This is a genomic window from Micromonospora sp. CA-248260 (genome assembly GCF_050942205.1).
Taxonomy (GTDB): Bacteria; Actinomycetota; Actinomycetes; order Mycobacteriales; family Micromonosporaceae; genus Micromonospora; species Micromonospora antibiotica.
The window spans coordinates 1,882,985-1,905,719 of record NZ_CP192021.1; the positions used below are offsets into that span (position 1 = coordinate 1,882,985).

Consider the following 22,735-nt stretch of genomic DNA (forward strand, 5'->3'; position numbering starts at 1 on the left):
GGAGGTGCGGGGTGACCGCGGTCAAGGACACGACGGCCCGACGGCCGCTCGGCCATTTCGCCGAACGGAGCGTCGCCGGCCTGCTGGCCGTGGCCGGCGCGGGCGTGGCCTTCGGGCTGCTGCTGATGCTCGTCCGGTTCAAGTGGAGCCCGATGTACCACGCCGACCACGAGGCGGCCGAATGGTTCAACGGGCTCGTCGCGCCGCACCACGCGTTGGTCACCGTGCTCCAGGCGGTCACCGACCTGGGTGGCCGACCGGTGCTGATCTGGCTGGTCACGATCGCCGTGGTCACCCTGCTGATCCGTCGCCAGTCCCGGCTGGCGGTCTACCTGATCGTGACCGGGGTGGGCGGGCTGATCCTCGACCCGTCGCTCAAGGCCCTGGTCGGCCGGCTCCGCCCGGTGGTCGACGTCCCGGTGGCCAGCGCACCCGGCAACAGCTTCCCCAGCGGGCACGCGCTCGGCTCGTTCGTCGCGTACGGGGCGTTGCTGCTGGTCTTCCTGCCCGCCATGGCGCCCCGTTGGCGTAAGCCGGCGATCGCCATCGTCGCCGTGCTGGTGGCGCTGATCGGGTTGACCCGGATCGCGCTCGGCGTGCACTTCGTCTCCGACGTGATCGGCGGCTGGCTGCTCGGCGCGGCCTGGCTCGGTGTCACCGCGTACGCCTTCCGGCTGTGGCGGCGCGAGCGTGGCCGGCCGGTGTCGTCGCTGAGCGAGGGGCTGGAACCGGAGGCCGGTGACAAGATCACCCCCGCCCCGGCCGAGGAGCACGTGCTGGAGCACCCGCGCTCCGCCGTAGCCGAGCTGCTGGTCGGCTGGGTGATCGTCTTCGGCGCGCTCTACGCCTTCGGCAGCTACGTCAGTTACCACGCCAAGGGCACCATCTTCGAGACCCTGGACACCGACGTCCCGCGCTGGTTCGCCGCCCGGCACACCGACTTCCTCACCGAGCTGAGCTGGTGGTGGAGCAAGTTCGGCGACACCCACGCCATCCTGATCGTCTCGCTGGTCTTCTGCCCGCTGGTGCTGGCCATCTGGAAGCGGTGGCGGCCGGTGCTCTTCGTGGTGCTGGCGCTCTTCGGCGAGCTGAGCCTGTTCCTCGCCTCGGCCCGGGTGGTGGACCGGCCCCGCCCGGCGGTGGAGAACCTCGACGGGCAGATGCCCACCTCGTCCTTCCCGTCTGGGCACATCGCCGCGACCACCTGCCTCTGGCTGGTCATCGCGATCATCGTGTTCGTCCGTACCGACCGCTGGTGGCGGTGGCTCTTCGTGGCGATGGCCGTGATCATGCCGGTCGGGGTGGCGGTCTCCCGGATGTACCGGGGCATGCACCACCCGACCGACTTCATGGGCGCGCTCATCCTCAGCGGCCTGTGGATCGGCCTGCTCTACTGGGTGATCCGACCCAACGCCGACGTCTACGAGGGCAACCGGCCCGAGATCGAGTCGGAACAGGTCGACGAGCTGGACGACGAGCTGGCCAAGGCCGGCCGTCCCGGGTGAGCCGGCCACCGTGCTGCGGATGATGACCTGGAACATCAGGACCGGCGGTCGGGACCGGACCGGCCCCGACCGGCGGGACCTGGTGTGCCGGGTCGTCACCGCGCAGGCCCCCGACGTGCTGGCCGTGCAGGAGCTGCGCGGCTTCGACCGGCCGGGGGTGCTGGCCGGGTTCGCCGACCGGGTGGGGATGCGCCCCCACCTGGCCCGCAGCTGCTTCGGTCAGCCGGTGGCGGTGCTGGTCCGCCCGCCGTGGCGCATCCGCTCCGCCGGGCCGGTCCGTCGACCGTTGCACCACGCGGCGCAGCGGGTCGAACTGGCCACCACCACCGGCCCGCTCACCGTGTTCGGCACCCACCTCGACCCGTACACCGGGCTGCGGCGGCGCATCGAGGCCGGCTGGCTCGCCCGTGCGGTAGGCCGCGCGCCGGGGGAGTTGGCGCTGCTCGCCGGTGACCTGAACACCCTGGACCCGGGCACCGACCACACCGACCGGGTGGCCCGGCTGCCGGCGGCGTACCGGCGGCGGCACCTGCGCCGCGACGGGCGGACCGTGGACACCCGGGCGGTGGCCCGGCTGCTCGCCGCCGGCCTGGTCGACCTCTGGACCCACGCCGCCGGGCCGCCTGAGCTGCCCCGCGTCGGCGGGCCGGCCGATCCGACCCGCGCCGCCGGCCCGGCCGAGGTCGGGTTGACCGCGCCGACCCGGCACGGCGGTGGCGTCGAGTTCTCCGGCATGCGGCTGGACTACCTGCTCGGCACCCCGGCGCTCGCCGCCCGGCTGCGCGACGTCCACGTGGTACGCGGCGGCGACACCGAGTACGCCTCCGACCACTACCCGGTCGTCGCCGAGCTGGACCTCGACCCGGCCTGACCGCCCACCACGGAACCCGTGCAACCCTTTCCGGTCCCGCCGCCATCGTTACGGGTGACAGTGCCAGCGTCCGGGACGGGGAGTGACCGATGCAGCCGACGCAACGGCAGGAGTACGTCGATTTCGTGACGGCGGTGACACCGAAGCTGCGCCGGACGGCGTACCTGCTCACCGGGGGTGACGTCCATCGTGCCGACGACGTCGTCCAGCAGACGCTCACCCGGCTCTACGTCAAGTGGGGGCGGGCACGGTCCGCCGACGACATCGGGGCGTACGTGCACCGGATGCTGGTCAACGCGTTCCGGCAGGAGCGCCGGTCCCGCTGGTTCGGGGTGCAGCTGTTCGACCGGGCACCGGAGCCGGCATCGGTGGGTGTCCCGCCGACGGATGCCGTGGTGGACACGGTCGCGGTGCGGGCCGCGCTGGCGGGGGTGCCGCCGGGGCAACGGATGGTGCTGGTGCTGCGCTTCTATACCGACCTGAGTGTCGAGCAGACCGCCGAGGTGCTGGGCTGTTCGGCCGGCAACGTCAAGAGTCAGACCGCGCGCGGACTCGCCGCGCTGCGCCGACAGCTGCCGCTGACGGACCGGACGGAGGCGAACCGATGATCCACGACGACGAGAGACTGGTCCGGGACCTGCTGACCCGGGCCGCCGACGACCTGCCGGCCGGGGGCCCGGGAGCACCGGCGTTGGTGACGGCGGGGGAACAGGCGGTGCGGCGGCGCCGTCGGCTGACCGTCGCCGCGACGGCGGTGGTCACCGCCGTGGCGCTGCTCGGCGTCACCGCCCTGGTGGGGGTACGACCGTCGCCGACCCCGGCCGACCGGACCTGGCCGCCGACAGTGGCACCAACCACCTTTGATCCCGCCCAGCAGCTCTTCCGGTTGACCTGGCTGCCCGCGGACCTGCCCCAGCGGAGTTTCTCCAGCGGCGGGGACAGGCAGTCGAGTGGGGCGGCCCTGTTCTCGCCGGTGGGTGCGGGCCCGGCGCGAACGTTGATCCGCAGCATCGGGGTGACCGTGGGCGCACGGGGGGTGGACTTCTTCACCGACCAACTGACCCGGGACAACAGCATGGCGGGAAAGTTGCGCAGCGGTCCGACGCCCTGGGCCACCCCGCCAGGTTCACCTGTCGATCCGGTGCAGGGACACCCGGCGTTCCTGCACACCAGCCCCAACGGCAAGGAGACGATGCTCTCCTGGCAGTACGCCCCGGACGCCTGGGTCACGGTCAAGGCAGTCGCGGTCGACCGGCCGGCGGAGGTGCTGCGGCGGGTGGCCGAGGGGATGGTGTGGGAGCGGCAACCGGTCCGGGTCCCGTTCCTGCTGGTGGCGCTGCCGTCGGAAGCCCGGCTCGACGAGGCACGGATAGGCTGGCGGAACGGCCGGTGGGAGGGGGCCGACCTCGTCTACCGCCTCCCGGGTTCCGCTGCTGCCGGCGCGGACTTCACCGTCGGCCTGGAGCGCGGGGAGTGGCTGGACGAGCCGACCGGCGTCGTGCACGGCCGACCGGCGTGGATTTCTGTCTGGCGTGGCTGGTCCGGCAGCTGGTCGGTCGGTGGCGTGCCCGGCTGCGCCGGCTGCCGGGCAACGGTGGGGACGAGGAGTCCGGCGGGCAGCGCCGCGCTCGGCGGCGAGGACGGGGCCCGGGACCTGGCCGCCGCCCTCCGGCCGGTCGCCACCCCCGACGACGGATCGGCCTGGCGACCGCTGTGACGTCACCCGGCGGGGAGTGGGCGCGTGGTCCCTCCCCGCCGCCGTCAGAGGAGCAGGTTGACCAGGACGGTCAGGGCGATCGAGGCGAGCACCGAGAAGAGGATCATCAGGAGGCAGCCGAGGCCGCCGCCGAGGGGTCGGATCTGCGTGTTACCGAAGCGCATGGCTCACCTTGTCGGGTTCGGGTCGAGCAGGTCACGGATCGCCCCGGCCACCGGCCCGGGGGCGGTGGTGAGCACGTTGTGGGCGGCACCGGGCACGGTGACCAGCCGGGCGTCGGGCACCAGCCGGGTCACCTGGGCCCGCCACCGGGGCGGCACGATCGGGTCGCGTTCTCCGGCGAGCACGAGGGTGGGCACGGTGATCCGGACCAGGTCCGCCTCCACCGCGTGGCGTACCGAGTGTGAGACGGTGGTGGCGACCCGCCACGGCCGGGCGTCGAGGACGTCGCGGCACAGGATCGGCGCCTGCCAGGGCGACTCCCGCAGGGTGTCCACCAGCCACCGCCCGATCAGCCCCCGGCGGGACCGGGCGGTCGGATCGCTTGTCGGCCCGGCCAGCACCAGTGCCCGGACCGCCCTGGGGCGGTCCACGGCGAGCGCGGCGGCCACCTCCGCGCCGAACGAGTGCCCGACCAGGCAGACGGGCGGCATCCGGTACGCGTCGAGCCAGGCCAGCAGGTGGGCGACGTGCTGCCGCAGGTCGTAGGCGCGGCCGGGGCGGGTGCTCAACCCGAAGCCGGGCAGGTCCGGCGCGTACACGGGGTGGGTGGTGCCGAGCGTCTCGGCCAGCGGGGTGAGATAGCGGTGCGACACGGCCAGCCCGTGCACCAGCAGCACCGGGGGTGTGTCGGGGTCCACCGGGTCGGCGGAACGCCGGGTGTGCGTGCGGAGCCGGTCGACGAGACGGAACTCGCTTGTCAACGCCGCCCGTACCCGGGGCCCGGCGGCCTCCGGGCCCGGCGCGGTGACCGGGTGGGACGTGTGGGCCGGGCCGGGAGTGTCGGCCCGGCCGGGAGTGTGGGCGGGGTGCCGATCCAGGCCGGCCATGGGGCGCGGCGCGGCGAGGGCCCGTCGCCATGCGCCGGAGCAGGCCGGGCGCGGGGCGGGGCGGGTGCGCGACCCGTCCTGCCCCGCCACGGAGGTCACAGGTCGCGCAGCCGGGGCAGCAACTGCTCCTGCGCCCAGTCCAGGAACATCGGCTGGCTGTCCCCGCCGACCTGCACGATCGCCACGTGCGTGAAACCGGCGTCGACGAAGGCGCGGAACGCCTCGACGTGCCGCTCGACGTCGGGACCGCAGGGGATACCGTCGGCGACGTCCTCCTCCCGGACGAACTGGGTGGCGGCGGCGAAGGCATCCGGGTCGGGCAGGTCGGCGTTGACCTTCCAACCGTTGCCGAACCAGCGGAACTGGTCGTGCACGATCTTGCGGCACTCGGCCTCGTCGGGGCCGTAGCAGATGGCCACCTGGCCGTAGCGGGGCTGCCCGGCGCCGCCCGCGTCGTCATAGAGCTGGATGATCCGGGAGTCGGGTTCGGTGGCGACGATGCCGTCGGCGTACTCGGCGGCGAGGGCGGCCGACGACGGTCCGGACGCGGCGACGGCCATCGGTACGGGGCGTCCCGGCCGGTCCCAGACGTAGGCGTCGGGGACGTCGAAGTGGTTGCCGGAGAAGGTCAGCGTCTCGCCGTTGAGCAGCGGACGGATGATCTGGAGCGCCTCGGAGAACATCTCGTGCCGCTGCTGCACGTGCGGCCAGCCGCCGACCACGTGTTCGTTGAGGTTCTCCCCGGCGCCGAGGCCGAGGGTGAACCGCCCGTCGGAGAGCACCCCGATGGTGCTGGCCTTCTGCGCCACCACCGCCGGGTGGTAGCGGCGGATCGGGCACGTGACGAAGGACATCAGCTCGGCCCGGCTGGTGGCGTGGGCGACCGCGCCCAGCACCGACCAGGCGTACGGGGAGTGGCCCTGCGCGTCGAGCCACGGGTAGTAGTGGTCGGACATGACCAGCTGGTCGAAGCCCGCTGCCTCCGCCCGTACCGCGTGGTCGACCAACTGCTTGGGGCCGGTCTGTTCGCACATCAGGGTGTAGCCGACGCGGACCATCCTGGTTTCTCCTCCCGGGCGACGATCGTCACCGGATACCCCTGCGCGACGCCGGTCAACCTCGCCGGTGCGGCCGGCTCACCCGACCGGGTGACCCTTGACGGCCCCGGGAGGGGGGTCTAGGGTCCGACTTAACCGGTTCAGGCTGGTGGTGTCACATCCTGTGGTGGGGATGACTGCCCCCTGTGGCGGCCCATGGTCGGTGTGGGTCGCCACAGGCCCGGCGGGAAACGCGTCAGTAACTTAACCGGTTGCCTTCCCGGCTCCATCGGCATACGCTGATCCGCACGCGGCCAGGGAGTTCCGGCGGCGGCTGTCGGGCTGCAGCCGAGCGCCACCCACCAGCATCGCCACCCCGCCAGGGCAACGGGGTCGACCCTTCCTGAGGAAACCCATGAAGAAGCGACTTTCCGTCGCCGGTGTCGCCCTGCTCACCGTCCTCGCCGCCGTGTTCGCCTTCGGTCAGCCGGCCCAGGCCGCAGCCGGTTTCACGGTCTCCGGTGGCAAGCTCTACGACGCCAACGGCAACGAGTTCATCATGCGGGGCGTCAACCACGCCCACACCTGGTACCCGCAGCAGACCACCTCCTTCGCCAACATCAAGGCGCTCGGTGCGAACACCGTCCGGGTGGTGCTGGCCAGCGGTGACCGCTGGACCAAGAACACCGCTGCCGACGTCAGCAACGTCATCTCGCTCTGCAAGGCCAACAAGCTGATCTGCGTGCTGGAGGTGCACGACACCACCGGCTACGGCGAGCAGGCCGGGGCGATCACCCTGGACCGGGCGGTCGACTACTGGCTGAGCATCGCCAGCGCCCTGCAGGGCCAGGAGCGGTACGTCATCGTCAACATCGGCAACGAGCCGTACGGCAACCAGGGCTACGCCACCTGGGCCACCGACAACGCCAACGCGATCAAGCGGCTGCGGGCCGGCGGCATCACCCACACGATCATGGTGGACGCCCCGAACTGGGGTCAGGACTGGTCGTTCACCATGCGCGACAACGCGGCCGGGGTGTTCGCCGCCGACCCGCAGAAGAACACCGTCTTCTCGATCCACATGTACGGCGTCTTCGACACCGCCGCCGAGATCAGCGACTACCTGGGCCGGTTCCGCACCGCCAAGCTGCCCATCGTGGTCGGCGAGTTCGGTTTCGACCACTCCGACGGCAACCCCGACGAGGACACCATCCTGTCGTACACCCAGGCCAACGGCATCGGTTACCTCGGCTGGTCGTGGAGCGGCAACGGCGGTGGCGTGGAGTACCTCGACATGACTACCAACTTCAACCCGGCCGCCCTGACCACCTGGGGGCAGCGGATCTTCAACGGCGTCAACGGCATCAAGTCGACCGCGAAGGAGGCGTCGGTCTACTCCGGCACCACCCCGACGACGCCGCCCACCACGCCGCCGACCACCCCGCCCACGACCCCGCCGACCAGCCCGCCGCCCACCACCCCGCCGGTCACGACCCCGCCGGCGACCGGTGGCTGCACCGCGACGTACACGATCATCGGTTCGTGGCAGGGCGGGTTCCAGGGTGAGGTCAAGGTGACCGCCGGCAGCGCGGCCATCAACGGCTGGACGACGAAGTGGACCTACGCCAACGGCCAGACCGTCAGCCAGGCCTGGAACGCGACGCTGAGCAGCAGCGGCAGCACGGTGACCGCCCGCAACGTCGACTACAACGGCCGGCTCGGTGCCGGGGCCAGCGCGGCCTTCGGTTTCATCGGCAGTTGGACCGGCAGCAACCCGGCCCCCACGGTGACCTGCACCGCGAGCTGACCGCCTCCGCAGCACCGGTGGCCGGGTCCCCTGGGGCCCGGCCACCACCGTCCTCGCCAGGATGGCGCCCTGCGTCCGGACCCGGGCCGGTCAGTCGACCGCGTCGACCTCCAGGAGCAGGGCCTGTTCCGGGTGCAGGGCCGGCAGGTGCAGACCCACCGTCGCCAGCACCGCGCCGCCCAGCGTGACACCGGGCAGCCAGCGGGGTTCGGTGATCTGCATCGCCGCCGGCTGCGGTACCCCCTCGGCCGGGCGGACGGCGTAGCGGCGGGTCGGGTCGAGGCCGGGCAGGCGGACCGGGCCGGGGGTCTGCGTGCCGGAGGTGGCCACCCGGGACACCGCGTACACGGCGCGGGAGCGGTCGTGGGCGACCACGCCGTGCGCCTGTACGGCCGGGTCCGGATGATCGAACCGCACCACCCGCCCGGTGTGCAGCAGCGGCCGGAGCCGCTTGTGCAGGGCCACCCAGGCGGTCAGCTCGGCCCGCTCCTCGGCGTCGATCGCGACGATGTCCCATTCGATGCCGTGGTGGCCGAAGAGCGCGGTGACCGCCCGGAAGCCCAGGGTGTGCACCCGGCCGGTGGTGTGCGAACGCCCCGGGCCGATGTGTGTGCCGACCAGTTCCGGGGGCAGCAGCAGGCCGGTCCAGCGTTGGATGGACAGCCGTTCCAGGGCGTCGTTGGTGTCGCTGGCCCAGACCCGGTCGGTGCGCCGCAGGATCTCCAGGTCGACCCGGGCCCCGCCGGACGAGCAGCTCTCGATCTCCAGGTGCGGGTGCCGGGCGCGTAGCTCGTCGAAGAGCCGGTAGGCCGCCACGGTCTGCGCGTGCACCCCGGGCCGGCCGGCGTGCCCGGCCTCGGTGAGGTCCCGGTTGTGGTCCCACTTGAGGTAACTGATCCCCGGGTTCCCGGTGAGCAGCGCGTCGAGCCGATTGAGCAGGTGCGCGTACGCCGCCGGGTTGGCCAGGTCCAGCACCTGCTGGTGCCGCCACGGCAGGGGTAGCCGGCCGGGGGCGGCGAGCACCCAGTCGGGGTGGGCGCGGTGCAGCTCCGAGTCGGGGTTGACCATCTCCGGTTCGACCCAGAGCCCGAACTGCATGCCGTGCCCGCGGACATGCTCGATGAGCGGCCCCAGGCCGGCGGGCCAGACGTCGGCGTCGACCTGCCAGTCGCCCAGGCCGGCCCGGTCGTGCCGGCGGCCGGTGAACCAGCCGTCGTCGAGGACGAACCGCTCGACCCCCACCTCGGCGGCCCGGTCGGCGAGGGTCCGTAACCGGTCCAGGTCGTGGTCGAAGTAGACCGCCTCCCAGACGTTGAGGGTGACCGGGCGCGGCGTGCGGGGGTGGCCGGGTCGGGCCCGCAGGTGGGTGTGCAGCAGGTCGCTGAGCCCGTCCAGCCCGGCGGGGGAGTGCACCGCGTAGAGCAGCGGGGTGGCGTACTCGTCGCCGGGGCCGAGGACGATCTCGCCGGGGGCGAGCAGTTCCCCGCCGCCCAGGGTGGACTCCCCGGTCGGGCGGCGTTCGGCGACGGTCACGTGGTCGCCGCTCCACGCGGTGTGCACCGCCCACACCTCGCCGTGGCCGAAGCCGAACCCGGCGGTGCCGGCGACCAGCAGCAGGGTGGCGTCGTGCCCGGTGCGGCCGTGCCGCCCCTCGCGGACCCACGCGCCCTGCGACCATGTGTGCCGTTGCGGTGCGCGTTCGCGGCACCAGCGCCCGGTGAGGTCGAGCAGTTCGGTGGCGACCGGAGGCACCGGCAGCGCCGGCGTCAGCTCGCGTACCTCGTAGGGGTGGTCGGCGTCGTTGCGCAGCCGGTGCCGCACGGTCAGCACCCCGACCGGGTCGAAGGTGATCTCGACGGTCAGGGTCAACCCAACGCCCGGGTCCGTCGCCCGCACGCTCACCCGCGCCGCGCCGACTCCACCCCGGTCATCCTCCTCATGGGCTACGCGCACCGCGTCCCCCACGTCGCCACGCGGATCGTCGACGTCGATCACGTCGAGGCGGAAGGCGGTCGACCAGTCCCGTCCGTGGCGGTGGCCGGCGAGGCCGGGCCGGCCGCTCCAGCCGGCGCTCGCCTCGGGCAGCAGGGACAGCACGGTCGGCGCGTCGAAGCTGCTCGGCACCACCGGTGGCACGGTGGCGTCGACCAGGGTCGGCAGGTCGTCGGCGGGCACCGGACCGAGGTCGGCCCCCCAGTGCACGATCCGGGGCAGTCCCGGGCCGCGCGCGTCGAGCACCAGGCTGGTGCGGCCCCGGCGCAGGTGGATCACGGTCGGATCGGTCATGGCGCTCATCTCCGGTGCGGGCACCCCGGCGTCCGTCACGGTGGGTGAGGTCGAGGGGTGTCAGTAGCGCGCGAGAGCGGTATGCCTGTGGGTCATATTTATGCCTGCCAGGAATACCGCTCTCGCGCGTGGGTGTGGGTGGGGGCCATCGAGATCGTCAGCTCATAGAGGCGCGGGTGGGTGGGGGCGGTGACCTCAGCCCTTGGACGCGCCCAGGGTCAGGCCCTTGACGAACTGCTTCTGCAACAGAAAGAAGATCACCAGGGTGGGGATGGCGACCAGCACCGAGCCGGCCGACACCAGGTTGTTGTCGGTGAAGAACTCGCCGCGCAGGTTGTTCAGCGAGCTGGTGACCGGGAACTTGTCGCCGGTGCGCATCAGCACCGTGGCCCAGAAGAACTCGTTGTAGATCCAGGTCACCTCCAGGGTGGCCAGCGCCGCCAGCGCCGGCCGGCACAGCGGCATGGTCACCTGCCAGTACTGCCGCCAGATGCTCGCCCCGTCCACCATGGCCGCCTCGTAGAGGTCGCGGGGCAGCGCCTTCATGTAGTTGCTCAGCACGAAGACGCAGAAGCCGCACTGGAAGGCCACGTTGACCAGGATCAGCCCCCAGTAGCTGTCGTAGAGCAGCTCGGAGTCGCTCATGAACTCCGGCAGCGGCACCTCGGTGAAGATCCGGAACAGCGGGATCAGCAACGCCTGCTGGGGCAGCAGGTTGGCGGCGGTGAACAGCCCGAGCAGGACGATGTTGAGTTTCCAGCTGAACCGGGCGATCACGAACGCCACGCACGAGGCGAGGAACAGGGTCAGCAGCACCGCCGGGACGGTGATGTAGACCGAGTTGAGGAAGTGCTTGCCGAACTCGGCGGTCCGCCAGGCGGTGACGTAGTTGTCGAGCGTCCAGCCGCCGAACGAGACGTACCCGTTGGCGGCGGTGTACTCGTAGGAGCGCAGTGAGGTCAGCACCGCCCAGAGGATCGGGAAGAGCCAACCGACGGCGACCGCGCCGAGGAACAGGTGCAGCGCCACCCGGGCGGGGCGCAGCGGCCGACGGCGCGGGGCGGCCTCGGACACCGGCTCCGAGGTCGGCGGACGGGTCGTGGTCGACGCGCTCATCGCCGGTTCTCCCTCATGACGACGGCCAGGTAGACGGTGATGAAGACCAGCGAGACGGCCAGCATGATCGTCGCCAGGGCGGAGCCGAAGCCGATCCGGCTGGCCTCGCCGACGACGTTCTGGGTGACCAGGGCGGAGATCAGCTCCAGGCCGTTGCGCCCCTTGTTGATCACCCAGACCAGGTCGAACGCGCGCAGCGACTCGATCACCGTCACCACCAGCACGATGATGTTGATGGGCCGCAGCACCGGGAAGATCACCCGGAAGAAGGTGCTGGTCTCCGATGCCCCGTCGACCGAGGCGGCCTCCCGCAGTGACGGGTCGACGCCCTTGAGCCCGGCCAGGTAGAGCAGCATGATGTAGCCGACGTGCCGCCAGCCGGCCGCGACCAGCACCGCCCAGATGTTGACGTTCGGGTCGCCGTACCAGTCGGTCTGGCTGCCCAGGACGGCGTTGAGCAGACCCTGGTCCCGGGAGTAGATGAGCTGCCAGACGAAACCGATCAGCGCCAGCGACAGCACCACCGGCAGGTAGAGCGCGGTCTGGTAGAACCGGCTGCCGCGGATCTCCTTGTCGAGGAGCACGGCGAGGAACATCCCGAACGGGGTGGCGACCACGAACAGCGCGGCCAGCCAGAGCAGGTTGTTCTGCATCGCCGGCACGAACGGCGGGTAGATGTTGACCACGTCGGAGTAGTTCCGGCCACCGACCCAGTCGATCTCGCTCAGCGGGCCGATGCCGTCCCAGTCGGTGCCGGAGAGCGCCACGGTGGCCAGCGCGGGAAACCAGACCAGGGCGACCACCAGCAGCAGCGGTACGAGCACCATCAGCGTGATCACCACGCGGTCGGTGCGGGACAGGAGCCGTAGCCGCCGACCACGACCACCCCGGGTGGGGGTGGCCGGGGTCGGTGCCGGTACGGCGTGATCCGCTTGGATCAGGGGCAGGTCGGACACGACGGTCCTCCCCCTCTCGCCGTCAGCTGGTGAAGATCGACTTTTTCTGGTTCTCGATGCTGTTGACCAGCCCGTCGATGTCCTTGGGGTTCTTGATGAACTGCTGGAGCGCCGGGATGATCACCGTGGAGGCGAAGTCCGGCCGGGTGTCGCGGTCGAGGAACTGGGCGATCTCGGTGGCCGAGCCGACCAGCTCGGCGGCCTTCTTCTGCAGGGCGGTGTAGCCGCTGGTGTCCGCGCCGCTGTTGGCGACCAGAGTGGTCGGGTCGTTCTTCACCGTGATGTCGGCGGCCTCCTTGGAGCCGACGAACTCCAGCAGTTTCTTGGCGTTGGCCTCGGACTTCGGCTTGCGGGCCAGCATGTAGCCGTCGATCGGCGCGTCCAGCGCCTTGGCCCCGATGGCCGGGTCGATCTCGGGGAAGGTGAAGAAGTCGATGTCGTCCTGCTCGTCGTTGCCGAACTGCTGGGCGACGAAGAGACCGAGCAGGTACATGCCGCTCTTCTTCTGCTGCAACGACTGGGCGGCCTCCTGCCAGGTGCGGCCCAGGCTGTCCGGCTGGTGCAGCGGCAGCAGCCCGGCCCAGGTGTCGAAGACCTTCTTGACCTTGTCGGAGGTCCACGCCTCCTTGCCGGCCATCAGGTCGATGTGGAACTGGTAGCCGTTGATGCGCAGGTTGAGGATGTCGAAGGTGCCCATCGCCGGCCAGCCGTCCTTGTCGGCGAAGGCGATCGGGGTGAGCCCGTCCCGCTTCATCTGCGCGCTGAGGGCGGTGAGCTGGTCGAGTGTGGTCGGCACCTGGTAGCCGTGCTGCTTCCAGACCGACTTGCGGTAGAACATCGCCCACGGGTAGTACGACGACGGCACGAAGTACTGCTTGCCGTCGTCCCCGGTGGACGCCTTCTTGAACGCGTCGGAGTAGCCGGAGAGCTTGCCCCACAGGTCGCTGATGTCGCCGGCCAGGCCCTTCGCGGCGAAGAAGCGCATCCGGTAGCCGGCGAACCACATGAACACGTCGTCCGGCTTGCCCTGGAGGTAGTTGTTGATGTTCTCCTGGTAGGTGTTGTGGTCGACGGTGTTGATGCTGGCCGTGATGCCGGACGAGGTCTTGAACCCGTCCATCACCTTGGCGATGACCCCCTTGGGCTGCGGGTCGGACTGGTTGGAGCCGAGCGACACCTCCTTGCTGTCGCTGCCCGACCCGGAGTCGGAGCCACAGCCGGCGAGCAGCCCGGTGCCGAGCAGCGCGCCCGCGCCGACCCCGGTGAGCAGGGAGCGTCGTCCGATGCCGGCGACGGAGGACGGTACGAGCCGGGAGAGGTACTCGGCTTCGGTGCGGGGACGGGACATGGTGCCTCCTGCGGATGAAGAGGTGCGCTGCGCCCGAGGGCCGTCAGTGGTGGGGGAGGGAGTGGGGAATGCCAACATAGATCCACCGAGAATGAACATTGGCCAACACAAACTCCCGGTGGCGCTTGAAGCTACCCGTCCGTGCGGCCCTGTCAAGAGGGCAGCTCCGGATCGGTATCGGAGCGTTGGCAGGTGGCCTGGGAGGTAAACGTTGGAAAATCCGCTCGTGTTGGAAAGTGTTGACTTGATCGACCGCTAGGGGCACGCTCTGCTCTCATGCGGCAACACGGCAGCTGGCAGGGCGACGGGATCTACTTCGGCGCCGACTACAACCCCGAGCAGTGGCCCGAGCAGGTCTGGGCCGACGACGTCGCGCTCATGCGCCGGGCCGGCGTCAACCTCGTCTCGGTCGGAATCTTCTCCTGGGCCCTGCTCGAACCGTCCCCCGGGCGGTACGAGTTCGACTGGCTCGACCGCGCCCTCGACGTCCTGCACGCCGGCGGCATCCACGTCGACCTGGCCACCGCCACCGCCAGTCCGCCCCCGTGGCTGGCGCACCGGCACCCCGAGACGCTGCCGCGTACCGCCGACGGCACCGTGCTGTGGCCCGGCGGCCGGCAGGGCTACTGCCCCAGCTCGCCGATCTTCCGCCAGCGTTCGCTGGCCCTAGTCGAGGCGGTCGCCGACCGGTACGCCGAGCACCCCGCCGTCGTCATGTGGCACGTCTCCAACGAGCTGGGCTGCCACAACGTGCACTGCTACTGCGACGTCAGCGCCGATGCGTTCCGGGAGTGGCTGCGGGAGCGCTACGGCGACCTCGACCGGCTCAACGACGCCTGGGGCACCACCTTCTGGAGCCAGCGCTACCACGACTGGGCCGAGATCAACCCGCCGCGCGCCGCGCTCACCTTCGCCAACCCCACCCAGCAGCTCGACTTCCTGCGCTTCTCCTCCGACGCCCAGCGCGCCCAGCTGCGCGCCGAACGGGAGGTGCTCAAGCGGCGGGTCCGCCAGCCGGTCACCACCAACTTCATGATCGGCATGGGCATCAAACACATGGACTACCACTCCTGGGCGTCCGACGTGGACCTGGTCGCCAACGACCACTACCTGACCGTCACCGACCCGTACGCCCACCTGGGCCTGGCGTTCGCCGCCGACCACACCCGGGGCGTGGCCGGCGGTGACCCGTGGCTGCTCATGGAACACTCCACCAGCGCGGTCAACTGGCAACCCCGCAACGTCGCCAAGACCCCCGGCCAGCTGCGCCGCAACAGCCTCACCCACGTGGCGCGCGGCGCCGACGGGGTGCTGTTCTTCCAGTGGCGGGCCTCCCGGGCCGGCGCGGAGAAGTTCCACTCCGCCCTGGTCCCGCACGCCGGCCCGGACACCAAGGTCTTCGACGAGGTCTGCCGGCTCGGCGCCGACCTCAGGGCCCTGGCCGAGGTACGCGGCAGCCGGGTCGACGCCGAGGTGGCGATCCTGTTCGACTGGGAGGCGTGGTGGGGTGTCGAGCTGGACTCCCACCCCAGCGTCGACGTCACCTACGCCGACCGGATGCGGGCGCTCTACGACGCGCTGTGGCGGGCCGGCGTCACCGCCGACGTGGTGCACCCGTCGACCGACCTGTCCGGCTACCGGCTGGTCCTCGTCCCCACCCTCTACCTGGTGCGCGACGCCGACGCCGAGGCGCTGAGCCGGTACGTCGCCGGGGGCGGCACGGCGCTGGTGACGTACTTCAGTGGGATCGTCGACGAGCACGACCACATCCGGCTCGGCGGCTACCCGGGGGCGTTCCGGGAGCTGCTCGGGGTGCGTACCGAGGAGTTCTTCCCGCTGTTGGCCGGCGACCGGGTCGTCCTCGACGACGGGTCCACCGCCGACGTGTGGACCGAGTGGCTGCACCCGGCCGGCGCCGAGGTGATGGCGTCCTACGAGGACGGTCCGCTGCCGGGTGTGCCCGCGCTGACCCGGCACCGGGTCGGCGACGGCACCGCCTGGTACCTGGCCACCCGGCTCGACGAGGCGGCCACCGACGCCCTGGTGGGCCGGCTGCTCACCGAAGCCGGGGTACGCCCACCGGTCGTCGCCCCGACGGGCGTCGAGGTGGTCCGCCGCCGGGCCGACGACCGGTCCTGGCTGTTCGTGGTCAACCACACCGACGCCGAGGTGACCCTCGACGCGACCGGCACCGACCTGCTCACCGGTCAGCCCTGCGGCGGGACGCTGCGGGTGCCCGCCGGGGAGGTGGCCGTGGTCCGGGAGGAGCAGGCGGTGACGGAGGCGGTCCCAGCGGTTGAACCGCCCCCGGCCGCAGCGGCCTGACCTGCGTACCGTTCCCTCGTCCGCGCGGTTGGGAGGTTCGATGCTCGCTCAGCAACGGCAGAACGCCATCCTGGAGCTGATCCGGCAGCGCGGCGGGGTGCGGGTCAGCCACCTGGTCGCCCGGTTCGGCGTCTCCGACATGACGATCCGCCGCGACCTGGAGGTGTTGGCCGAGCGGGGGCTGGTCGACAAGGTGCACGGCGGGGCGACCCTGGCCGGCCCCGGGTCGGCCGAGGAACCCGGCTTCGCCGCGAAGTCGATCCGCCAGCAGGACGAGAAACGGGCCATCGCCGGCCGGGCCGCCCGGATGGTCGAGCCCGGCATGGCCGTCGCGCTGTCCGCCGGCACCACCACCGCCGCGTTGGCCACCCTGCTCGGCGACGTGCCCGGGCTGACCGTGGTGACCAACTCGATCCCGGTCGCCGATGCGCTCTACCAGAATCCGCGCGTCGACCAGACGGTCGTGTTGACCGGCGGCATGCGTACCCCGTCGGACGCGCTGACCGGGCCGGTGGCCGAGGCGGCGATCCGTACCCTGAATGTGGATCTGCTCTTTCTCGGCGTGCACGGGATGAGCCCGCGCACCGGGTTCACCACCCCCAACCTGCTGGAGGCGGCGGTCAACAAGCGGTTGATCGGGGCGGCCCGGCACCTGGTGGTGCTGGCCGACCACACCAAGTGGGAGACGATCGGCATCGCCACCATCGCCCCGCTGGCCGAGGCCGATCTGTTGATCACCGACGCCGGGCTGCCGGCGGACGGCCGCCAGCAGATCGGCGAACAGGTCGGTGAGCTGGTCGTCGTCGAGGTCGACTGACCGCCGTCGCGTCCCCGCCGACCTCGGTCACCGTTCGGGGTCGCACGGCCCGTCGTGGTCGGCCCGCGCCCGGCAGCGCCGCCGGCCAGCCATGATCCGGTCACAGAACACCCACCGTCGTACGTGCTGGGCGTCCTCGGCGGAGACGGTGGCCCCGGCCACCTCGACCCCCGGCACCAAGGCCAACGACCGCGCCAGCGTGTATGCGAAACGCAACGCCTGCTCCTCGGTCGTGACCCTCACGGGCAGGTGCACCACGTAGCGGTGACCGTCGTCCCGGCGGGTCGTCGGCCCGTGGCTCAGCACGGGGGACGGTTGGCCTGGGCGCTGCGGCGGTCCCGCAGCAGCCGCTTGAGCCTCGTGTTCTCCCCGGTCAGCCGGGTCACCTCCTGATGCAGGCTGGCCAGCTCCAGGGCGATCCGGAGCAGGAACCGGCGCACCTCCCGGGGGTCGAGGCCGCGACGGCCGAAGCCGACGGTGGGGAACTGGTGGTCGCGGACCAAGACCGGATGCAGCCGGGCCGGCAGGGTGCCGTCGTCGCGGATCATTCGTCGCCTCCTGACGGGTACGGGGTCGCGGGAACCCACGCCGCCGTGATAGGTATTCAGCAAGTCGGTCGGAGCCGGAATTCGGCTTCATGTTGAGACCCGACGAGATCCGGTATGCGGCTGCCATCCGCGAGGCCGTCTCTCGTCACCTTCTCGGCTGTTGGCACAGCCGCGGTTACTGCGCTTGCACCGGGCGTCCCCGGGGGCCGGTGATCACCCTCACCCGAAGGCCACATTTCCAGTGGGCTGGAACTGGAGCAATGGTTCCTTCGCGGGCCTCGTCAACTTTTTCGAGAGGTGGATCATGCCGCACAAGCCGTTCATACGGACCCTGCGCGCGCAGTGGCTCGGCCAACAACTCCGCGCCCTCCGGGAAGAACGCGGAATGACCTTGAAACTCGTCTCGGAGCACCTGCAACGCGACATGTCGGCGCTCGGGCGCTACGAGCGGGCGGACTGGCCGATCCGCAAGGGTGACGTCGTCGCACTGCTCGACCTCTACGGTTTCCACCATGCCGCCGAGCGGGCCCGCCTGCTGGCGCTGGCCGAGGACGTGTGGCGCACCGACCGGTGGGACGAGGACTACGGCGACGTCGTCGACTCGTCCTTCATCGAATACCCGTGGCTGGAGGGCCGGGCCGACAAGGTGTGCTGCTTTCACATGACCCTCGTGCCGGGGCTGCTCCAGACCCGGGCCTACGCCGAGGCGGTGATCCGGAACGCGGCCGAGCCGGAGGCGTCCGAGTCGATGATCAACCGCTGGGTCGAGCTGCGGCTCTCCCGCCAGGAAGTGCTCTCCAAGGAACGCCCGATCACGATTCATACCGTCATCGACGAATCCGTCATGCGTCGCCGGGTCGGTGGTGCCCAGGTTCTTCGGGACCAGCTCGCACACCTGGTGAAACTCCAGGCCCTACCGCAGGTTCGTATCCAGATCATGCCGTCGTCGGTCGCTCTCCACCAGGGACTCGACGGCACGTTCTGGATCTTCCATCTTCCTGAACCGTACCCTGCGGTTGCTTACGTCGAATCACTCGGCGGCCGGCTCTACATGGAGTCGCCGAAGGCCGAGCGCTTTCTTCGTGCGTACGATCGATTGTCGAAGTCCGCACTCGGCAAGGACGAGTCCACCGCCCTGATGGGGGCCATTGCAGAGGAGTTGGCATGAACGAGGCTTTGCCTGCGGTTGCCTGGCACATCAGCACCAAGAGCGACAGCAACGGCGGGAGTTGTGTGGAGGCGGGGCCGTTGCTTGACGGCTCGGGTCGGGTGGCCGTGCGACACAGCAAGGCGCGTGACGCGGCGACGATCGTCTACACGGCTGACGAGTGGGCGGCCTTCGTCGGCGGAGTCAAGGACGGCGAGTTCGATTTCGCCAACGCCTCCTACTGAACGTCGGTTCCGGGAGGATCTTGGCGAATTCAGCCCTCCAGGGGGCCATCTGCCGCCAAGATCCTCCGCCGCCGCGGCATCGCGGTGCGCCTGTCCGTAGTGAGGTTCGCCGGCACCGCGTAGCACATGTGCTACGTTGGTCGTATGCATGAGGTGGGGCTTCGGGAGATGCGGCAGAACGCCAGCGACCTGGTGCGTCGTGCGCAGGCGGGTGAACGTTTGACGATCACCGTTGCCGGCCGTCCGGCAGCCGTGCTCGGCCCGGTCAGCCCCCGGACCTGGCGGGAGTGGGACGACCTCGCCGGCGTGTTCGACCAACCTACGGACCCCGCCTGGGCAGACGATCGGGATCTCCTGGACGGTGTCGTCACCGACCCATGGGCCGAGCGGTGAGTCGGGGCATCCTCGACACCAGCGTCCTCATCGCCAACGACGTAACACCGATCCCGGGTGAGCTGGCCATCAGCGTTGCCAGCCTTGCCGAACTCCAGTTCGGTGTCCTGGTCGCCAAGACCGCCGAGGCGAGGGCACTCCGGTTGGCGCGGTTGAGCGCCATCCAGCGCCGATTTGATCCGCTGCCCATCGACGACGTGATCGCCGACAGCTACGCACGACTGGCTGCCCGCGTCGTCGAGACCGGCCGTCAGCCGCGCGCCAGAGTGATGGATCTGCTCATCGCCGCGACCGCACACGCCCACGACGCCGCCGTCTACACCCGCAACGCCAGCGATCTCGCAGGACTCGAAGACCTGATCACGATCCGCACAATTTGACGTGACCCGTTCCGGGAACTCGTCGTCCTGGGATCTGCCATTCCCGACACCCGCCGGCCATGTCATTGGGGCCGGCCACCACCCGAGCTGCCTGGTCCCGCACCTCGGAGGCGTCGAAAACCGCCCCTACGGATCGCGCTCCCCTCGCTACGATGACGCCCTCGGCGTCGACAGAGACGCCGCCACGGGGGAGGGTACAAGTCCATATGAGACGCCTCAGAGCGGCCATACCGCTGACGGTTCTTGCGGTTGTGGCAGCCATGGTGACCACCGGTTCTCCAGCCTCGGCCGCCGACTCGTTCGATGTGACGCTGAAGAGCTGGGCCTATCTTGACTCGCAGAACCCGGACGCGAAGGTCGTCGATGCGACGGTGGCGCCGCCGGTCGGAACCTCCCGCGACGAGGCCGACCGGACGCACATCTACCGCTCCTACTTCACCTACGACCTGACCAGGTTGAAGGGCACGGTCGTCCACAGCTCATACCTGTGGACGAACGAGAAGTCGGTCGTCGACTGCTCCGCCCCGGCAACCATCGAGGTGTGGCGGACCCGCCCGGTCAAGAGCAACACCACCTGGCTGCGTCCGCCGGCCGAGATCGAGAAGCTGTTGACCGCCAAGCGGGGTGCCGGCGCCGCCTATTGCCCCAGCTACCTGGGCTTCGACATGGTTGCCACGCTCAACGCGGCGCTCAGCCGAGGTGAAAAGAGCATCACCCTGGAGTACCGGGTCGCCGCCGATCAGGAAGGCGTCGGGTGGACCGGTCGTACCTTCGACAAGCCGGTGCTCAGCGCGACGGTGAACCATCCGCCCACGATCACGAAGCTCCAACTGAAATACCCGGACCGGCCGTGCGGCACGCCGGCCAAGCCGTCACCGGCGGCGCGGAACACGGTCTTCTCAGCCACCCCCAGTGACGCGGACGAGGGCGACCACCCGACCGTGCTGTACGCGATCTGGCCGGTCGACCACCCCGACCAGCGTCGCGAATTCCATGACTACTACGGCACCGACCTGAGCCAGTACGCCGACGGTACGGTCCTCGCCTGGCAGGCACAGGCCAGCGACTACTACGACCAGGGCCCATGGAGCAGGACCTGCTACCTGGTCATGGACCTGACCGCACCGGCCAATCCGCCGAAGGTGTCGTCGCGGACCTATCCCGAGGGTGACTCCCCGGGCGGTGGCACCGGCATCGAGGGAACGTTCCGGTTCGACGGGGCTGGCGACCACGACGTGGTGGCGTTCACCTGGCGTGACTCCATGGGGTATTCCGGCCAGGTTCCGGCCCGGCACCCGGGCGGCAGGGCGACCCTGAAGTACACCCCCAAGCTACGGTTGATCACCGACCTCTATGTCGCGTCCGTCGACGCGGCGGGTAACCGGGGGCCCGAGAAGAACTACCGGTTCCGGGTCGCCGAAACGGCACCGCGCGTCGATGTCGTCGTGCAGGGCGTCGGCCTGCCGAGCACGATCACGTTCGTCGCGTCGAAGCCCGAGACCACCGCGTTCGGGTACCAGCTCAAGGACAGCGCGGAGGTCCGCCTCCCGGCGGTCGACGGCAGGGCCACCGGCCCTGTCACGTTCACCACCACCGGCCTGATCGACGTGGCCGTCCGGAGCTACGCCGACAACAAGCTGATCGGGCAGGAGACCCTGCAGGTCTGGGTCACCGACGCTCCCGGCATCGAGTCGGCGGAGTTCAACCTCGACACCGACCAGGTCGCGGGCAAGGTCGGCTCGTTCCGGTTCACCCCGCACAGCAACGATGTCGTCGCCTACGAGTACAACCTCGACGACGAGTGGAAGACCATTCCGGCAGCCGACGACGACACCGCCGTACTGCCGTGGACGGCGACGCCGGGCTGGCACTCGATGGTCGTCAGGTCGGTGCGGGCGGACGGTTCCACGTCGATGGAAGCGGACCACCAGTTCAACATCATCGACACCCGCCCGACCGCCTACGCCAACGAGCTGAGCAGCTGGCCGCGCCGGGACGGCGTCGGCGTGCCGCTCAGCGTCGAGTTGCAGAGCCAACTGCCGAACCTGACCGGATTCGTCTACCGGTTCGACGGCGGCAGCGAGCAGACCGTGCTCACCGAGGGCAATCCGTACGCTCTCATCACGGTCACGCCGACGCACGCCGGCGACAACACCGTGGTCGTTCAGGCGCTGCTGTCGGACGGTACGCGCTCGCCCGCCACCACCTACACGTTCGGCATCTGGTCCGGCCCCGTGGTCACGCAGACGCCGGAGGGCGACGGCACCGTCGGTCGGACCGTGACGTTCACTTTCCATCCGGGGCTGCCGGACGTCGCCTCCTACCGATACTCGTTCAACAGCGCCGACGAGGAGACCATCCAGGCCGGTCCCGACGGCACCGCGACGGTCACGTACACGCCGGGCTCGTGGGGCTACAACGACGTGCGGGTCACGAGCATCGGCGCGGACGGCACCGAATCGGACCTGCGGATCGCGCCGTTCAGCGTTCGGGACAACAAGGTCGCTGTCTACAGCACCTACGACTGGTCCCGGGCGGGGATCGGCTGGACCGGATACTTCTACTTCAGCACCCAACTGTTCGGCGAGGTGACCGAGTACCACTATCGGGTCAACGACGGCCCGGAGCAGATCCTGCCGGCGAGCGCCGACGGTACGGCGACGCGCGTCGCGGTGCCGTTCGAACGCAACGGTACGAACACGCTGCACGTGCGGAGCCTGACGGCGGGCGGTGAACTCTCGCCCGTGACGGATTACGACTTCACGGTCGGCAATGCGCCCTACGTCGTGAGCGCCCAGTATCCGGACGGCGTCTGGTCTGGCGGTGCAGGTGTCCCCGGCACCTTCGAGTTCAGCGGCGGCACTGCGGGAATCGTGTCCTTCTCCTGGCAGGTCGACGACGGCCCCTCGACCGACGTGGCGGCTGACAGCCAAGGGAGGGCGTCGATCACCTACACGCCGGCGCAGAACTTCGAGACGTACACCCTGTCGGTGACCGGCCACAAGGCGGACGGCACGGACACCGACACCACCCGCTACTCCATCCACGTCTCCAACGGCACCTGACGACCGCGATGCGGCACGGCCGGCCCTCCGACAGCAGAGGGTCGGCCGTTGGCCGGACGGGCTTCGTCGGCGGCGTCAAGGACGGCGAGCGCCGAACCTCGCGAGCGCCGGGGCCTGACCGGC

At 70.5% G+C, this 22,735-nt stretch carries 20 protein-coding genes; 12 read left to right on the forward strand and 8 right to left on the reverse strand.

Annotated features, from left to right (window positions below; all coding sequences use genetic code 11):
* The first annotated feature begins 11 nt into the window (after window positions 1-11).
* The 4 genes from ACQP2H_RS08630 (at window position 12) to ACQP2H_RS08645 (ending at window position 4,093) form a co-directional block, all read left to right on the forward strand.
* A complete protein-coding gene (locus tag ACQP2H_RS08630; protein WP_219468861.1) occupies window positions 12-1,505 on the forward strand; it encodes a phosphatase PAP2 family protein in 1,494 nt (497 codons plus the stop codon).
* Between the two features lie 10 nt (window positions 1,506-1,515).
* A complete protein-coding gene (locus ACQP2H_RS08635; RefSeq protein ID WP_433231988.1) occupies window positions 1,516-2,376 on the forward strand; it encodes an endonuclease/exonuclease/phosphatase family protein in 861 nt (286 codons plus the stop codon).
* Between the two features lie 89 nt (window positions 2,377-2,465).
* Window positions 2,466-2,984, forward strand: coding sequence for a SigE family RNA polymerase sigma factor (locus ACQP2H_RS08640; RefSeq protein WP_433231990.1), 519 nt, complete (start codon window positions 2,466-2,468; stop codon window positions 2,982-2,984).
* Complete coding sequence (locus ACQP2H_RS08645; RefSeq protein ID WP_433231993.1) at window positions 2,981-4,093, forward strand: hypothetical protein; 1,113 nt, start codon at window positions 2,981-2,983, stop codon at window positions 4,091-4,093. The genes ACQP2H_RS08640 and ACQP2H_RS08645 overlap by 4 nt, the downstream gene beginning before the upstream one ends.
* Before the next feature lie 167 nt (window positions 4,094-4,260).
* On the opposite strand, the gene ACQP2H_RS08650 is transcribed toward ACQP2H_RS08645, so the two are convergent.
* Together ACQP2H_RS08650 and ACQP2H_RS08655 are read right to left on the reverse strand one after the other, a co-directional pair.
* Window positions 4,261-5,142: an alpha/beta fold hydrolase gene (locus ACQP2H_RS08650; protein WP_433231995.1), complete on the reverse strand. Its 882-nt coding sequence runs from the start codon at window positions 5,140-5,142 to the stop codon at window positions 4,261-4,263.
* Between the two features lie 95 nt (window positions 5,143-5,237).
* Entirely contained in the window at window positions 5,238-6,200 is a 963-nt protein-coding gene (locus ACQP2H_RS08655; RefSeq protein WP_363822929.1) for a TIGR03557 family F420-dependent LLM class oxidoreductase, read from the reverse strand.
* A gap of 394 nt (window positions 6,201-6,594) precedes the next feature.
* On the opposite strand from ACQP2H_RS08655, the gene ACQP2H_RS08660 reads away from it, so the two are divergent.
* A complete protein-coding gene (locus ACQP2H_RS08660; RefSeq protein ID WP_219468868.1) occupies window positions 6,595-7,986 on the forward strand; it encodes a cellulase family glycosylhydrolase in 1,392 nt (463 codons plus the stop codon).
* 90 nt (window positions 7,987-8,076) lie between these two features.
* Here ACQP2H_RS08660 and ACQP2H_RS08665 read toward each other — a convergent pair whose 3' ends face one another.
* The 4 genes from ACQP2H_RS08665 to ACQP2H_RS08680 form a co-directional block, all read right to left on the reverse strand.
* Window positions 8,077-10,272: an alpha-galactosidase gene (locus ACQP2H_RS08665; protein ID WP_433231998.1), complete on the reverse strand. Its 2,196-nt coding sequence runs from the start codon at window positions 10,270-10,272 to the stop codon at window positions 8,077-8,079.
* A gap of 195 nt (window positions 10,273-10,467) precedes the next feature.
* Window positions 10,468-11,388 carry a carbohydrate ABC transporter permease gene (locus ACQP2H_RS08670; protein ID WP_433232001.1) on the reverse strand — a complete coding sequence of 307 codons (921 nt, stop codon included), beginning with the start codon at window positions 11,386-11,388 and terminating at the stop codon, window positions 10,468-10,470.
* Window positions 11,385-12,344 carry a carbohydrate ABC transporter permease gene (locus ACQP2H_RS08675; RefSeq protein ID WP_208569901.1) on the reverse strand — a complete coding sequence of 320 codons (960 nt, stop codon included), beginning with the start codon at window positions 12,342-12,344 and terminating at the stop codon, window positions 11,385-11,387. Before ACQP2H_RS08675 ends, ACQP2H_RS08670 begins: the two co-directional genes overlap by 4 nt.
* A 22-nt stretch (window positions 12,345-12,366) precedes the next feature.
* Window positions 12,367-13,692 (reverse strand): ABC transporter substrate-binding protein, encoded by a 1,326-nt coding sequence (locus tag ACQP2H_RS08680; RefSeq protein WP_219468873.1) that lies wholly within the window; start codon window positions 13,690-13,692, stop codon window positions 12,367-12,369.
* A 276-nt stretch (window positions 13,693-13,968) separates the two neighbouring features.
* On the opposite strand from ACQP2H_RS08680, the gene ACQP2H_RS08685 reads away from it, so the two are divergent.
* The gene (locus ACQP2H_RS08685; RefSeq protein ID WP_219468876.1) at window positions 13,969-16,017 is read left to right on the forward strand and encodes a beta-galactosidase; all 2,049 of its coding nucleotides are present in this window, start codon (window positions 13,969-13,971) and stop codon (window positions 16,015-16,017) included.
* 40 nt (window positions 16,018-16,057) lie between these two features.
* On the forward strand, window positions 16,058-16,834 hold the full coding sequence (locus ACQP2H_RS08690; protein WP_219468880.1) for a DeoR/GlpR family DNA-binding transcription regulator: 777 nt from the start codon (window positions 16,058-16,060) through the stop codon (window positions 16,832-16,834).
* Window positions 16,835-16,861: 27 nt separating this feature from the next.
* On the opposite strand, the gene ACQP2H_RS08695 is transcribed toward ACQP2H_RS08690, so the two are convergent.
* The gene (locus ACQP2H_RS08695; protein WP_219470814.1) at window positions 16,862-17,092 is read right to left on the reverse strand and encodes a hypothetical protein; all 231 of its coding nucleotides are present in this window, start codon (window positions 17,090-17,092) and stop codon (window positions 16,862-16,864) included.
* A 41-nt stretch (window positions 17,093-17,133) separates the two neighbouring features.
* Window positions 17,134-17,382, reverse strand: a complete 249-nt coding sequence (locus ACQP2H_RS08700) for a DivIVA domain-containing protein (RefSeq protein WP_433232005.1) — start codon at window positions 17,380-17,382, stop codon at window positions 17,134-17,136.
* 304 nt (window positions 17,383-17,686) lie between these two features.
* Here ACQP2H_RS08700 and ACQP2H_RS08705 point away from each other — a divergent pair, with 304 nt between their 5' ends.
* The 5 genes from ACQP2H_RS08705 (at window position 17,687) to ACQP2H_RS08725 (ending at window position 22,612) form a co-directional block, all read left to right on the forward strand.
* The gene (locus ACQP2H_RS08705) at window positions 17,687-18,550 is read left to right on the forward strand and encodes a helix-turn-helix domain-containing protein (RefSeq protein ID WP_219468882.1); all 864 of its coding nucleotides are present in this window, start codon (window positions 17,687-17,689) and stop codon (window positions 18,548-18,550) included.
* Window positions 18,547-18,774: a DUF397 domain-containing protein gene (locus tag ACQP2H_RS08710; protein WP_208569895.1), complete on the forward strand. Its 228-nt coding sequence runs from the start codon at window positions 18,547-18,549 to the stop codon at window positions 18,772-18,774. The genes ACQP2H_RS08705 and ACQP2H_RS08710 overlap by 4 nt, the downstream gene beginning before the upstream one ends.
* A 144-nt stretch (window positions 18,775-18,918) precedes the next feature.
* Window positions 18,919-19,167, forward strand: a complete 249-nt coding sequence (locus ACQP2H_RS08715) for a type II toxin-antitoxin system Phd/YefM family antitoxin (RefSeq protein ID WP_204957158.1) — start codon at window positions 18,919-18,921, stop codon at window positions 19,165-19,167.
* The gene (locus ACQP2H_RS08720) at window positions 19,164-19,547 is read left to right on the forward strand and encodes a PIN domain-containing protein (protein WP_208569894.1); all 384 of its coding nucleotides are present in this window, start codon (window positions 19,164-19,166) and stop codon (window positions 19,545-19,547) included. Before ACQP2H_RS08715 ends, ACQP2H_RS08720 begins: the two co-directional genes overlap by 4 nt.
* Before the next feature lie 251 nt (window positions 19,548-19,798).
* Complete coding sequence (locus ACQP2H_RS08725) at window positions 19,799-22,612, forward strand: hypothetical protein (protein ID WP_433232009.1); 2,814 nt, start codon at window positions 19,799-19,801, stop codon at window positions 22,610-22,612.
* Window positions 22,613-22,735 lie beyond the last annotated feature (123 nt).

What these genes read in the sequence shown, in the direction of transcription:
- ACQP2H_RS08640 (WP_433231990.1), top strand. Translation starts at nt 2,466, where the DNA reads ATGCAGCCGACGCAACGGCAGGAGTACGTCGATTTCGTGACGGCGGTG.
- ACQP2H_RS08645 (WP_433231993.1), top strand. Translation starts at nt 2,981, where the DNA reads ATGATCCACGACGACGAGAGACTGGTCCGGGACCTGCTGACCCGGGCC.
- ACQP2H_RS08650 (WP_433231995.1), bottom strand. Translation starts at nt 5,142, where the DNA reads ATGGCCGGCCTGGATCGGCACCCCGCCCACACTCCCGGCCGGGCCGAC.
- ACQP2H_RS08655 (WP_363822929.1), bottom strand. Translation starts at nt 6,200, where the DNA reads ATGGTCCGCGTCGGCTACACCCTGATGTGCGAACAGACCGGCCCCAAG.
- ACQP2H_RS08660 (WP_219468868.1), top strand. Translation starts at nt 6,595, where the DNA reads ATGAAGAAGCGACTTTCCGTCGCCGGTGTCGCCCTGCTCACCGTCCTC.
- ACQP2H_RS08665 (WP_433231998.1), bottom strand. Translation starts at nt 10,272, where the DNA reads ATGACCGATCCGACCGTGATCCACCTGCGCCGGGGCCGCACCAGCCTG.
- ACQP2H_RS08670 (WP_433232001.1), bottom strand. Translation starts at nt 11,388, where the DNA reads ATGAGCGCGTCGACCACGACCCGTCCGCCGACCTCGGAGCCGGTGTCC.
- ACQP2H_RS08680 (WP_219468873.1), bottom strand. Translation starts at nt 13,692, where the DNA reads ATGTCCCGTCCCCGCACCGAAGCCGAGTACCTCTCCCGGCTCGTACCG.
- ACQP2H_RS08685 (WP_219468876.1), top strand. Translation starts at nt 13,969, where the DNA reads ATGCGGCAACACGGCAGCTGGCAGGGCGACGGGATCTACTTCGGCGCC.
- ACQP2H_RS08690 (WP_219468880.1), top strand. Translation starts at nt 16,058, where the DNA reads ATGCTCGCTCAGCAACGGCAGAACGCCATCCTGGAGCTGATCCGGCAG.
- ACQP2H_RS08700 (WP_433232005.1), bottom strand. Translation starts at nt 17,382, where the DNA reads ATGATCCGCGACGACGGCACCCTGCCGGCCCGGCTGCATCCGGTCTTG.
- ACQP2H_RS08705 (WP_219468882.1), top strand. Translation starts at nt 17,687, where the DNA reads ATGCCGCACAAGCCGTTCATACGGACCCTGCGCGCGCAGTGGCTCGGC.
- ACQP2H_RS08710 (WP_208569895.1), top strand. Translation starts at nt 18,547, where the DNA reads ATGAACGAGGCTTTGCCTGCGGTTGCCTGGCACATCAGCACCAAGAGC.
- ACQP2H_RS08715 (WP_204957158.1), top strand. Translation starts at nt 18,919, where the DNA reads ATGCATGAGGTGGGGCTTCGGGAGATGCGGCAGAACGCCAGCGACCTG.